This window comes from Streptomyces sp. NPDC020965, from assembly GCF_044333555.1.
Classification (GTDB): domain Bacteria; phylum Actinomycetota; class Actinomycetes; order Streptomycetales; family Streptomycetaceae; genus Streptomyces.
Genome location: NZ_JBIRRE010000016.1, coordinates 81,940 through 95,261 on the forward strand (window position 1 = coordinate 81,940; position 13,322 = coordinate 95,261).

Sequence of the window (13,322 nt, forward strand, 5' to 3'; positions counted from 1 at the left end):
CCCTCCCCCGCAACAGAAGCCCCATCACCGGGCAGCGGAAGGACCGGCTGTTGTGGCGAGTGTGCGCTGGCCGGGTGCCGGAGCCCGGGCCGCCCCCGGCGCGGGGCGTGGGCCGTCACCGGCGCAGGGCGTCCGATGTACGCCGATAACGCTTGAATCACGATCCTCCGGACATGCAACCCGCAGTCACCGGGGGTCATCGCGCCGTCCGAGCGGTACGTATTCGATAGGAAAGTCCATGGTTGCGGCATGCATCTTCCTTGATTTTTGGACGGCGATGGCTGATTCTCGCCCATCTCTTATGCGCGTTTAAGCGAGTTGCCGCCTATGAGGGGCATGGTCATTTGAATGATCTTGCTCTTGGATCTTGCTCTGGTGGCGCGCTGTGCGTCACCGCTTGATCGCAGGAGTACGTATGAGACGCACGGGGAGACGGGTCGTCACCCGTTCCCAGGACGGGGCGAGAACATCGCGCCGCCCGCTCAGACAGACGGCGCTGGCCGTCGCGGCGGTCCTCGCGGCCGAAGCGGCCCTGGTGTCGTTCGCCAGCGGGACGGCCTTCGCCGCCGGCCCCGGCACGGCGGTGACCGCGCCCGCGGCCCCCGCGGCGAAGGCGGCTGTCTCCACGGCAGGTTCCGTGGCGGCGGCGCAGCTGATGGCGCGTCTGCATCAGCGCAGAATCGAAGTACTGCCCGAGCGCACCGAGGACTCCACGACCTGGGCCCTGCCGTCGGGCGAGCTCCAGACCTCGGCGTACGCCGGACCGATCCGTCAGAAGGTCGGCGGGGTGTGGCGTGATGTGGACACCGCGCTCTCTGACACGGGTGCCTCGCTGGAACCGAAGGTGGCTGCCGCGGACATCACGGTCTCCGATGGCGGGGACCGCGCGCTGGCATCGGTCGCCCAGGACGGCAAGTCCTTCGCGATGGGCTGGAACACCACCCTGCCCACCCCCAAGGTCACCGGCGACACAGCCTCCTACGACCTCGGCGCCGGCCAGCGGCTGACGGTGACCGCCCTGGCACAGGGCTTCTCCCAGAACGTGCTGCTGGCCAAGGCCCCGGTGAGCCCCCCGTCGTACCGAATACCCGTGAAGCTGAACGGGCTGAAGCTTTCGGAGGCGGACACCGGCCGGCTGCTGCTCAAGGACAGCACCGGCCGGCTGGTCGCCGAGGCGCCGGCGCCGATGATGTGGGACTCCTCCAAGGACCCCGCTTCGGGCGAGTCCCGGCACCAGGCACCGGTGGACACCCAGATCGAGACCGCGGCCGACGGGACACAGACCCTGGTCCTGACCCCCGACGCGGCCTACTTCGACCGGGACCTGACCTACCCGGTCACCGTCGACCCCACCTCCACTCTCGCGGCCACCACCGACACCTGGGTGGCCACCAACTACAACGACTCCCAGGTCTCGTCCGCCGAACTGAAGTCGGGCACCTACGACGCGGGAACGACCAAGGCCCGCTCCTACCTGCATTTCGACGTGGCGCGCTTCAAGGGCAAGCGCATCACCGACACCAATCTGGCGCTGTACTCCTACTACTCCTCCACCTGCGCCACCGGGGCGGGCACCCAGGTCCGCCGGGTGACGGGGGCGTGGAACTCCTCCAACATCACCTGGGCGGCGCAGCCCGCCACGACCACCGCGGGCGCCGTCACCAGCACGGCCGCCAAGGGCTACAACGCCAGTTGCCCGGCGGGCACGATCGACTTCGATGTCGACGCGATCGTGCAGGCGTGGGCCGACGGCCAGCCCAACCACGGCCTGCGGGTCGCGGGCGCGTCGGAGACTGACTCGACCACCTGGCGGCGCTTCCGCTCGGCAAACTACGTCTCGGGCGACGGCTCGCAGGAGCCGCACCTGACGGTGACGTACAACTCCTATCCCGCTCTGCCGACCGGTACGGCGATCTCCCCGTCGCAGGTGAACACCTACAACGGCAACCGGTACGTGACCTCGCTGACACCGACGCTGTCGGCCAAGGTGAGCGACCCGGACGGCGCCAAGACCCGCGCCCACTTCGAGATCGCGCCCGATCCGGCGTACGCGGACACCACGTACACCCACACCGGCAGCAGCGCCGCGGTGGCCTCAGGGGCGACGGGGACGTACGCGATCCCGCAAACCTCGGCCATACCGGCGGGCGCGCACCTGCGCTACCGGGTCCGGGCGCACGACGGCACCGACTACGGGCCCTGGACCGGCTGGACCACCTTCGTCCTCAACACCGTCAAGCCGAACGCCCCGGCCGTCACCTGCGACACCTACGCGCGGGACGGCTGGACGCCGAAGGCGGGCGGGCCGGTGACCTGCACCCTGGACACCGACTCCGGTGACGGCGCGGGCTACCACTGGGGCCTGGACGACGTGTCGATGCCGCAGCGGAAGCTGGACACCACCAACGGCAGCGGCGGCGACGCACTGCCCATCAGCATCGCCCCGGCGGACGGCTGGCACACCCTGTATGTGCGCACCGTGGACTCCGGCGGCAACCTCTCCCCCACGCACACCGCCTACTCCTTCGGTGTCGGCACGGACGGCGCGGCGGTCCTCTCCCCGCGCGGCGGAGACACCACCGCCCGGCGCCTCACCCTCGCGGCGACCGGCAAGACCAGCTACACCGGAGTGACCTGGCAGTACCGGCGCGGTGACACCGACACCTGGCGCACCGTCCCGGCCGGCCACGTCACCGCTGCGGGCGGCGCCGTCGCCTCCTGGCCGGTGCCCGTGACCGGCGGTACCGCCACGCCGCTGGTCTGGAACACCGTCAGCACCCTCGCCGAGGACGGCGTGATCGAGCTGCGGGCCCTGTTCACGGACGCGGCCACCAGCGGGCACTCCCAGACCGTGGAGGTCACCCTCGACCGGGACGCGGGCAGCGCTCCGGCGGCCTCTGTCGGGCCGGGCACCGTCAACCAGCTCACCGGTAACCACACCCTGTCGGCGACCGACGCCGCCACCTTCGACGCTGTCGTCGAGCGCACCCACGCGTCGCGCGCCAACGACAAGGACGCCGAGGGTCAGGCCGAGATCTTCGGCCCCGGCTGGCAGTCGTCCGCGACCGCGGACAGCAACAGCTACACCCAGATCCGCAAGACCTCCGCCACCTCCGTCGAGGTGATCTCCAGCGACGGCAGCGCGATCGCGTTCACCGCGTCCGCCGCGGGCGGCTGGCGGCCGCAGACGGGCGCCGAGTTCCTGAGCCTGTCGGGCTCGATCGGTGGCACGTCCTTCACCCTGACCGACACCGACGCCCAGGTCACGGTGTTCACCAAGCTCTCCGGCACCGCGCCGACCTGGACGCTGTCCTCCAGCGCCCAGCCGCAGGGCGAGGCGACGGTGACCACCGTCTCGGAGACCGTCACGGCCGGCGGCAAGGAACTGGCCCGCCCGAAGTACGTGATCTCCCCGGCACCCGCGGCCACCGCCGCCGCCTGCCGCGCCGACGCCTCGACCCGGGGCTGCCGGAGCCTGGAGTTCGTCTACGCGGGCACCACCACCGCAGCGGCCGGCACCCTGGGCGATGTCACGGGCCAGGTCAAGGCCATCAAGGCGTGGGCCACCGAACCCGGTGCCACCCGCGCCACCGCCACGACCATCGCCCAGTACGCCTACGACGAGGCCGGCCGGCTGAGCGAGGTCTGGGACCCGCGGATCAGCCCCGCGCTCAAGACCCGCTACACCTATGACGCCGGCGGCCGGGTGCGGACCCTTACCCCGCCCGGTGAGCTGCCCTGGACCTTCGCCTACGGCACCGCGGGCTCCGCGCTGACCGCGGGCGCGGGCATGCTGCTCAGCGCCACGCGCCCGTCGGCCGACGGCGGCGCCACCGGCCCGGCCACCACCTCCGTCGTCTACGACGTACCGCTGACGGGGACCAAGGCACCGCACCGGATGGACGCGGCCGCCGTGGGCACCTGGGCACAGGAGGAGGCGCCGACCGACGCCACCGCGGTCTTCCCGGCCGGCTCCACACCGCCGTCCGCCACCGGAGAGCAGTTGACCGCCGCCGACTATGAGCGCGCGACGATCACCTACATCAACGCCAACGGCAAGGACACCAACATCGCCACGCCGGGCGGCTCGCTCACCACGAGCGGGTACGACGCCTACGGCAACACCGTCTCCGAACTGACCGCCGCCAACCGGGCCCTGGCCCTGGGCACCGCCGACGGCGCGGACGGCGTGCTGGCCGCCCTGGGGCTGGGCGATCTGTCCACGGCCGAACGCGCCCGCCAGCTCGCCACCGTCCGGGAGTACTCCGCGGACGGCCGCCGGCTCACCAACGAGTACGGCCCGCTCCACCAGGCGACCCTGACCAAGGAACTCACCGGGACCACCGGGGAGTCCACCCTGCCGCCCGGTTCGGTCGTCGCGGCACGAGCACACACCGCGTACCGCTACGACGAGAACCGTCCGGCCGGCGCCGCGGTCTCCGACCTGGTCACCTCCACCGTCACTGGCGCGGCCGTCCCCGGCTACGCCAGCGCCGCCGACACCACCACGGTGACCACCACCTACGACTGGGCCACCGGACAGGAGAAGTCCACCGACGGCGGGGACGCCGCGGAGCGGGTGACCACCTACGACGCGACCGGCCGGGTCTCCTCCTCCCGCACGCCCGGCTCATCGGGCTCCGATGCGGGGACGCTGACGTACAGCTACTACACCGCCGACGGCAGTGGAGTGTGCGGCGCGCGTCCCGAGTGGGCCGGACTGCTGTGCCGCACCGCTCCGGCGGCGCCCATCACCGGCGGCGGGTCCCACCCGGACCAGGCCGTCACCACCGTCCACACCTACGACAGCCAGGGCCGCGTGGCCACCCGTCAGGAGACCGCGAACGGCGTCACCCGCACCACCACCAGCACCCGTGACGCCGCCGGCCGGCTGACCGGAACCACGGTGTCCGGCGGCACCGGTGAACCGACGCCGGCCACCACGATCACCTACGACCAGGCGACCGGAGAGATCGCCACCCAGAGCGCGGGTGGGCGCACCATCACCCACACCTATGACGCGCTGGGCCGCCAGAGCGGCTACGCCGACGGCGCGGGCAACACCGCCAGCACGGCGTACGACCTCCTGGACCGGCCGGTGAAGACCACCGATTCGGCTCCCTCAACGGTGTCGTACACCTACGACACGGCGGGCAACATCGCCACCCTGACCGACTCCGTCGCGGGCGTCTTCACCGGCACCTACGATGCGGACGGCACGCTCACCACGCAGAAGCTGCCCGGCGGCTACACCCTGAACGTCGCCACCGACACCACGGGCCAGGAGACCGCCCGCACCTACACGGCCGCGAACGGCACCACCGTCGCCGCCGACTCCGCCGACTACACCGTGCGGGGCCAGCGGGCGAGCCATACCCGTACCGCCGGTGAGACCATCCAGTCCGACTACGTCTACGACCGGGCCGGACGACTCGTCCAGGCCACCGACACCACCGCCGGCGGCTGCGCCGGTCGTGCCTACGCCTTCGACGCGAGCAGCAACCGCACCAAGCTGACGACCACCGCCGACGACTGCGACCCGGCCACCGCCGACGCGGTCACGGCCACCACGGCGTACAGCTACGACACCGCCGACCGGCTGGTGAACAGCGGTTACGGCTACGACGCCTTCGGCCGCACCACCACCCGCGGCGACACCGCCTTCACCTACCACACCAACGATCTGGTCGCGTCCGAGACGCTCGGCACGGACCGCAACACCTGGGACCTGGACGCCGCCGGACGGCTCGCCGTCCAGAGTGCCCAGACCCGGGCCGCCGATGGAAGCTGGACGACCACGGGCAGCACGGTCAGCCACTACCGCGACGGCGGTGACAGTCCCGCCTGGACCCGGACCGGCGACAGCGTCAGCCGTCATGTGCAGGACCTGACCGGACGGTTGAGCGCGCTCACCTCCGCGACCGGGCACACCGTCCTCCAGCTCGCCGACATCCACGGCAACATCACCGTCCAGCAGCCGCTCGACCCGGCCGGGACGACCACGGTCACCCGGCACGACGAGTACGGCGTCCCCCAGGACGGCGCCACCGCCACGACGGCCTACGACTGGCTGGGCGCGTTCGCCCGCTCCAGCGCCACCCTCAGCGGAGCCACCCTGATGGGGGCGCGGGTCTACGACCCGACGACCGGCCGCTTCCTCCAGACCGACCCCGTCGTCGACGGTTCGCCCAACCGGTACGGCTATGTCGTCGACCCGGTCAACGGATACGACCTGGGCGGCCGGGACTGGTGGAAGAAGAAGTCCTGGTTCCTCAAGGACAAGCAGGCCAAGGCCCTCGGCCAGCGGCTCATCGGCGGTGCCGGGCTGATCGACGCCCTGGCCAACTACGTGGGGCTGATCCCGCACTGGCTCGCCAAGGTCGCCCGGGTGGCCATGGAGGTCCTCGCGGGCAGCACCAAGGGCCTCGGCAACATGATCAAGATCGCGGCGAAGGCCAAGGGCCGTGGCGTCAGAATCACCATGGGAATATGGAAGAAGAGAAAACTGGGCATCAACTGGTACTACCCCAAGATGAGAGTCGAGAACGCCAACCGATGACGCGCGACAACGGCCCCTCCGAGGAGGTGGGGCCTCCCCGCCCCGCCCCGATCCCATCCCCGATGCAGGAACTGGCCGCCGCGGAAGGCGAACTGGCCGCACGGGACGTGATCATGCCGTGGCTGCACGCCTCCGTCGCGGTGGTGTGTGCGGTCCTGGTGTGGATCCTGCCCGGTTCCTGGACCCGGCCGGTGGCCTACGCCTCGGTGCTGCTCATGCCGCTGTGGGGTGTCGTGGCCGCCTCCCGGCTCGGTCGGCTGGCCTGGCTCTACACGGTGCCGGAGAAGCCCGCGGGCGATTCCGGCTCCGGCGACGTCGATGACGACGAGGCGTTCGTGCCCAGCCCGCGGGCCCATGTCCGCGCGCTGCGCGCCACCTTCGCGGTCATCGCGGTCGTGGGTGCCGCGGCGGTCGCCCTCGTGCCCGCCGGCTGGCTCCGCTGGGCCCTGCCGGTCCTGGCCCTATGGGCGGTCGCAGAAGTCCTGCGCCGCTCCCTGGGCGCCTACCGGCGTGCGCGGGAGGTCTGCCGCACAGCGCGCGACGCTCCCTGGTACGGGGAGTACCGGGCACTGATCGACCGGCGCCGCCAGGAGCTGTCCACCTCGGCACGCTGACCCACGGTCCCACGGCACCGCCGCGGGACACCCTTCCACCCGCTGGGCGGGGCGCTTCGCGCCCCGCCCAGCGGTCGTTCAGGCGATCCGCGTCCCGGGGCCCGGGCCGGAATCGTCTGCTCACCGGTGGTGGAGGGCTACGGCAGCGCGGTGCGGTGCCCGTCGATGTCCACCGACTCCCGCGCCGGCCTGGAAGTCCCGTTCCAGGCCGGCGCCGGTTCGTGACGCCCATGTTCCGCGCGGACCGGGTGAGTCGGTGGGCGGCGCGGATCAACGCGGGGTTGTCGGGGGCGTGGGAGGCGTCAGCAGTCGGGGGGGGGGGGGGGGGCCCCGGCCGGGGGGGCCCCCCCCCCCCCCCCCCGCCCACGGCTGCGTCAGTGGTGGTGACTGCCGGACTGTGTGGTTGCCTCCATGCCCTGGCGGGGTTCTTCGGGTTGGTGTCGTGCGAGTTTTTCGCCTTCGATGTCGACGTTGGGCAGGATGCGGTCGATCCAGGCGGGCAGTGTCCAGGCACGTTTGCCGAGGAGGGCCAGGGCGGCGGGCACGATGGCCATACGGACGATGAAGGCGTCGAAGGCCACGGCGATCGCGAGACCGAAGCCGAGGGACTTGATCATGGCGTCGTCGCCTCCGACGAAGCCGGCGAACACAGAGATCATGATGAGCGCCGCGGCTGTAACGACTTTCGCGCTGTGCTGGAAGCCCGACTCGATGGCGGTGCGGGCGTCGGCCCCGTGGACGTATGCCTCGCGCATGCGGGTGACGAGAAATACCTGGTAGTCCATGGCGAGGCCGAACACGATGCCCACCATGAGGATCGGCATGAGGCTCATGATCGGGCCGGTCTGGTCGAGGCCGACCAGGTCCTTGAGCCAGCCCCACTGGAAGACGGCGACGAGGGCCCCGAGGGAGGCGAGGACGGAGAGGAGGAAGCCGAGCGCGGCCTTGACCGGGACCATGATGGAGCGGAAGACCAGAATCAGGACCAGGACGGCCAGGCCGACGACGAGGGCGAGGTACGGCATGATCGCCGCGCTGAACTTATCGGAGATGTCGATGTTCAGTGCGGTGGTGCCCGTCACCATGGACCGGGCGCCGGTGGCGGACGCGGATTCGGTGGCCAGTGAGCGGATGGCGCCGACGAGCTCCTTGGTGGCGTCGCTGCCGGGTCCGCTCTGGGGAATCACGGTGAGGATGGCGGTGTCGCCGACCTGGTTGAAGGCGGCGGGTGACACGGACGCCACACCGGGGAGGACGGTGATGGCCTTGCTCATGTCGGTGGCAGCGGCGCGGGCCGTCTCGGGGGCCGGGTCGTCGACAGTGACGGTCAGCGGGCCGTTGAAGCCGGGGCCGAAGGACTCGGACAGGATGTCGTACGCCTTGCGCTGCGTGGAGGAGGCGGGCTTGGAGCCGTCGTCCGGCAGCCCGAGTTTCAACTGGGCGGCGGGCAGGGCGACGATGCCGAGAGCGATGACCGCGAGGACGAGGACCTGCACCGGCTTGCGCAGCACGTAGGCGACCCAGCGGCTCCCGATCGTCGCCTTGGTGGTCACGGCCGGTGTCGACGTGCGGGCGGCCGTCTTCGGTGCCTTGCCCAGGACCCGCTCGCCGGTGAATCCGAGCAGAGCCGGCACCAGTGTGACGGCCACGAGCACGGAGATGACGACGGCTCCGGCTGCTGCCAGGCCCATGGCGGTGAGCATGGGGAGGTTGACCACGGCCAGGCCGGCGAGTGCGATGACGACGGTTACGCCGGCGAACACGACGGCTGAGCCGGCGGTGCCGTTGGCCCGTGCCGCGGCTTCCTTCGCGTCGTACCCGTCCGCCCGCTCCGAGCGGTAGCGGGAGACGATGAACAAGGCGTAGTCGATCCCCACCGCTATGCCGAGCATCGCGGCGAGCGCGGAGGTATTGCTGTTGAGGTCGAAAGCGGCGCTCAACCCGGTAATGGCGGTGGTGCTGACGCCCACACCAACGATCGCGGTGAGCAGAGGCAGACCTGCGGCGATCAGGGACCCGAAGGTGATGACCATGATGACGGCCGCCAGGGCGAAGCCGATGGCCTCCGCGGCGTGGCCCACTTCCGGGGCGGCGAGCGCGTCACCCGATGCCTCGACCGTCAGTCCGTCGTCGCGGCCCACGTCCAGCGCGTGGTCGAGTCCGGTACGGTCGGCGTCGGTCAGATCCGCGGCGGCGACTGTGTAGTTGACCTGCGCGTAGGCGGTGGTGCCGGCCGCGCTGACCGCCTTGGTGACGAAGGGGTCGCTGACCTGTCCGATGCGGGAAGAGGAGTCCTTCAGGCCCGCCAGGGTCGCTTCGGCCGCGGCCTTGTTGTCGGCGCTGCCGATCTTCTCTCCGTCGGGCGCCCGCAGCACCACACGGGCGGTCGCGCCTTCCGCGTTGGCGGCCGGGAATTTCTCGCCGAGGAGGTCGAAGGCCCGCTGGGACTCCGTACCGGGCAGGGTGAAGCTCGAACTGGCCGAGCTCGTGGTGGTGGCCGCGGCGGCGCCGACAGCGCCGAGAACGACGGCCCACAGGAGGACGATCAGCCAGCGTCGCCGGAAAGCGAACTGACCGATCCGGTGCAGGAAGGTTGCCATGAGGGGTGAGACTCCGTACGGGAGATGCTTGGGCGGGGATCGCGCGGGGCACAGGAGTGGGCCGGGAAGGCTCGGGGCGTCTATCGGGTGGGTGGGGCTACGGTTCGTCCACGATCCGGGGGTTCCGTGGTCACGTGCGGTGACGCGTCCGTCCCCGGATCTTTGACGGGGACAGGGGGCCGCAGAGGACGCGGCGTACCGGCCCCCGCCCCACGGTCGTGGTACGCCGTCCGGCTCTGTGCACCGTGTACGACAGGCCCGGACATCCGGCGCCCGACCTCGGGGGGTCGGTCACCGGTGATCTCCATGGTGGCCTGGTCAGGGAGTCTGTCGTGTCAGCCGCAGGTACCGTTCCAGCGCGGGGCTGTCGGCCATTCGGCCGACACCGCGATCTCTGTGCGCACCTACGCTGGCAGCGTGGACTGGCACCTTCCGTTTACTCCCGTGGTCAAACGCCTCATCACCGTCTTCGCGCTGCTCGCGCTCGCTCTGACGTGGTTCGCGGACCTCGCCCTGCTGACCAGGGCACCGGACCCGTGGCACCCCGCCACGAACTGGCTGCCCGTCCTGGTGACCGGCCCGGTCACGATGGTCGCCGTCAGCGACACGCGCTTCTCGCCGCCGTTGGTGAACCGCATCTGGGCGATGGTCGCCATGTCGCTCACGCTGAGCGGCCTCTGCATCGTCTGGCCGCAGGACGGCTCGTCCTGGGGCGCGCTGGAAACAGCCGGACTGCTCGTCCTCGTCATCCGCACCATCGCGCAGACCCCACAGACCATGACCGCGGCCGCATCCGCCGGCGCCCTCAGCCTCACCGTCCTGGTCCTCCCCGCACGCACCGGCTCAACGTCCGCCCTGGTGGCAGGTGACTACGTCCTCACCGTGGCCCTCGCCGTCGTCATCACCCTCGGCTGCGCCCTCCGCGCCATGGAAGCCCGGCGCCGACGGGCCATCGTCGACGTCCGCCAGGCGGAACGCCTCGCGCTCGCCCGCGACCTGCATGACCTGATCGCCCACCACATGACGGGAATCATCGTCCAGGCACATGCCGCCACCGCCATCTACCCCACCGCACCCGACAAGGTCGAACCGATCCTGCGGAACATCGCCCAGGCCGGCACCGAGACCCTGGAATCCATGCGCCGCCTGGTCCGCGTGCTGAGAGAGGAGAACCACACCGCGGTGCGCCCGGGAGATCTGCTCAGTGAGCTCGCCGAACTGACCGCCGGCCACGCGGAGCCCGGGGCGGCCGGCGCCCCGCGCGCCACCGTGAGGCTGGAAGCCACCGCCGCCGCACGCGCCGCCCACGTCAGTCCGGAAGTGGAGATCTCCGCCTTCCGCGTGGCCCAGGAAGCACTCACCAATGTGCGCCGTCACGCCCCCGGGGCTCAGGCCGACGTCCGCCTCGACGCCGACAACACCTGGCTCCGGATCAGCGTCACCAACACCCCACCCCCCAAACGGACGGCGTCCCCCACCGGTGGCCAGAGCGGCTTCGGCCTGGTCGGCCTGCTGGAAAGAGTGGAAGCCCTCGATGGAAGACTCCGCACCGGCCCCACGCCCGACGGGGGGTGGCTAGTGAGTGCCGCCTTTCCCCTGCACCCACCGGTCCCCCCGTACGACCACGGCCGGCCGCCCCCGGCCTGACCCGGGCCACGCTCACCGGCCCGGGTGCACCGCCCCGTGCTCCCACGCCCACGCCGCGATCTCCACCCGGTTGCGGGCGCCGACCTTGGTCTGGATCCGCCCCAGGTACGTCTTGACCGTCGACAACGACAGAAACAGCTCGTCGCAGATCTCCTGGTTGGTACGGCCCACCGCGATCAGCCGCACGATGTCCAGCTCTCGCACGCTCAACCCGAACGTCTCCGCGTCGGCCGGCACCGCGGCGAGCTCGGCCTGCTCCAGCCTCTTCAACAGGCGCACGGTCACGGCGGGCGATACCAGCGCGTCCCCCCGTGCGGCCGCGTGCACCGCCTCCACCAGCAAAGCCGGTGTGGCGTCCTTCAACAAGAACCCACATGCGCCGTTGCGCAGGGCGGTGCGCACGTAGTCGTCCTGATCGAACGTCGTGATCACCACCACGTTCAACGGATCGGCCACCCCCGGTCCCGCCAGCCGCCGAGTCACTGCCAAGCCGTCCAGCCGCGGCATCCGAATGTCGGCCAGCACCACATGAGGACGGAGACGCCGCGCCAGCTCCACGCACTCCACACCATCCGCTGCTTCGCCGACCACCTCGATGCCCGGCTGGGCGTCCAGGATCATGCGAAATCCGGCTCGCACCAGATCCTGATCGTCGGCGATCACAACGCTGATCCGGGTACCGCCCGCAGGCATGTTCATTTCACCGCAATTCTGGCGCCTACAGCTTGCACCTGGACTGGACCTGAGACAGCGAGAAGAACGGGCGCGGGAGGTACCGCCCACCCGCCTGCATCCCCCTGCGGGGAGATATCCCGTGTTGCCGCCCCTCAGGATATGGGCTGCGCGGCCGGCCAGGTCGCCTGCCCTGAGCCTGAGAGGTCTCCCTGATGGAAACGTCCGCACTGCCTCGTGGACCGCGGTGGAGCCACCGCCATCCACCGCGTCGCCGGGACCCGGCCCGGACAGCTCAGGGCCGACCCGGTCAGCTCAGGGCCGACACCGTGCGCGGAGCACCGCAGAACCGGCGAAGCAGACCCCTCCCCCAGCCGCAGCCGCAGCCGCAGCCGCAGCCGCAGCGGGGGAATCCTGGCTCAGTGACCGGCCATTCCGTCCTGGCCGGAGTCACCCGTGGTCATCGACCGAGTGCGCGTTTGAGCTGGTCCTTGTTCATGGTGGAGCGGCCGTCGATGTTCTTCTTCCTCGCCTCCGCGTAGAGCTGGTCCCTGGTGGGGCCCTGGGCTCCGCTGTGGGAGCGCTGCCCGCCACGCTGAGAGGCGGACTTCGGGTCATGGGTGGAGGTCCTGCTCGCGGTCTTCGACTCCCCGGCCCGCGCGCGTTCCTTGTTCACCGTCCGGGCCGCGATCTCCTTCGCCCGGCCGGTGGAGGCTCCGCGCTTCTGAGCGCCGTCCCTGATGTGCTCGTACTGGCGTTCCCGCTTGGGGCTCGATCCTGCCGGCATCGCATGTCTCCTTCGTCCGCCACCGCTAGCCGCGGCCCGGCCGGACCGTCCGCGGCACCGGGACCTCTGCCACCCGGGTAACCGGTGGGAACCCAGTTCACACCGGAGCCCGCGGTGGCGCGACAGGGGGCGCACCCCGGAGGGGGCTGTACGCCCGGTCGGGTGCCGCTGCTGTGCTGCATGCCCGGCGCGGGGGCCGCCTTTTCCGTCTGCGGGATGTTCGGGGATTTCCCCGTTGGGCGGCAACTGCCGGCCGGTGAGGTGCCGGTCAAGCTGTTCCGCGGCGGCTTCGGTGCCGAGGACAGGCAACTGCTGAACTACTCATGCTTCGGTGCTAGGGTGCCGATGAGGTGCTAACAGAGCGCCCGCCGACGAGGGTGGCCGTACCGGTTCCGCGTAAAGACGGCCTCGTTGGAGGCTGAAATGCCGAAAACGCCCAAGCC

The 13,322-nt window shown here is 71.0% G+C and carries 6 protein-coding genes and 1 riboswitch; of the genes, 3 read left to right on the forward strand and 3 right to left on the reverse strand.

Translation table 11 applies throughout. The features are described from left to right. Nucleotides 1-415: 415 nt before the first annotated feature. Together ACH4S7_RS33910 and ACH4S7_RS33915 are read left to right on the forward strand one after the other, a co-directional pair. Nucleotides 416-6,559 (forward strand): DNRLRE domain-containing protein, encoded by a 6,144-nt coding sequence (locus ACH4S7_RS33910; RefSeq protein ID WP_398525232.1) that lies wholly within the window; start codon nt 416-418, stop codon nt 6,557-6,559. A gap of 62 nt (nt 6,560-6,621) precedes the next feature. Further along, on the forward strand, nt 6,622-7,173 hold the full coding sequence (locus ACH4S7_RS33915; protein ID WP_398525233.1) for a hypothetical protein: 552 nt from the start codon (nt 6,622-6,624) through the stop codon (nt 7,171-7,173). A gap of 374 nt (nt 7,174-7,547) precedes the next feature. Here the strand turns inward: ACH4S7_RS33915 and ACH4S7_RS33920 are convergent, their stop codons facing one another. Then, nucleotides 7,548-9,773, reverse strand: coding sequence for an MMPL family transporter (locus tag ACH4S7_RS33920; RefSeq protein WP_398525234.1), 2,226 nt, complete (start codon nt 9,771-9,773; stop codon nt 7,548-7,550). 417 nt (nt 9,774-10,190) lie between these two features. On the opposite strand from ACH4S7_RS33920, the gene ACH4S7_RS33925 reads away from it, so the two are divergent. Continuing rightward, nucleotides 10,191-11,420, forward strand: a complete 1,230-nt coding sequence (locus ACH4S7_RS33925) for a sensor histidine kinase (protein ID WP_398525235.1) — start codon at nt 10,191-10,193, stop codon at nt 11,418-11,420. 12 nt (nt 11,421-11,432) lie between these two features. On the opposite strand, the gene ACH4S7_RS33930 is transcribed toward ACH4S7_RS33925, so the two are convergent. Further along, on the reverse strand, nt 11,433-12,113 hold the full coding sequence (locus ACH4S7_RS33930) for a response regulator (protein WP_398525308.1): 681 nt from the start codon (nt 12,111-12,113) through the stop codon (nt 11,433-11,435). A gap of 439 nt (nt 12,114-12,552) precedes the next feature. After that, nucleotides 12,553-12,879 (reverse strand): plasmid stabilization protein, encoded by a 327-nt coding sequence (locus tag ACH4S7_RS33935; protein WP_398525236.1) that lies wholly within the window; start codon nt 12,877-12,879, stop codon nt 12,553-12,555. Nucleotides 12,880-13,224: 345 nt separating this feature from the next. Next, nucleotides 13,225-13,291: riboswitch (guanidine-III (ykkC-III) riboswitch) on the forward strand. Nucleotides 13,292-13,322: the final 31 nt, after the last annotated feature.

Bases quoted from the DNA above. Each gene is read 5' to 3' on its own strand.
- ACH4S7_RS33910 (WP_398525232.1), top strand. From the start codon at position 416: ATGAGACGCACGGGGAGACGGGTCGTCACCCGTTCCCAGGACGGGGCG.
- ACH4S7_RS33915 (WP_398525233.1), top strand. From the start codon at position 6,622: ATGCAGGAACTGGCCGCCGCGGAAGGCGAACTGGCCGCACGGGACGTG.
- ACH4S7_RS33920 (WP_398525234.1), bottom strand. From the start codon at position 9,773: ATGGCAACCTTCCTGCACCGGATCGGTCAGTTCGCTTTCCGGCGACGC.
- ACH4S7_RS33930 (WP_398525308.1), bottom strand. From the start codon at position 12,113: ATGCCTGCGGGCGGTACCCGGATCAGCGTTGTGATCGCCGACGATCAG.
- ACH4S7_RS33935 (WP_398525236.1), bottom strand. From the start codon at position 12,879: ATGCCGGCAGGATCGAGCCCCAAGCGGGAACGCCAGTACGAGCACATC.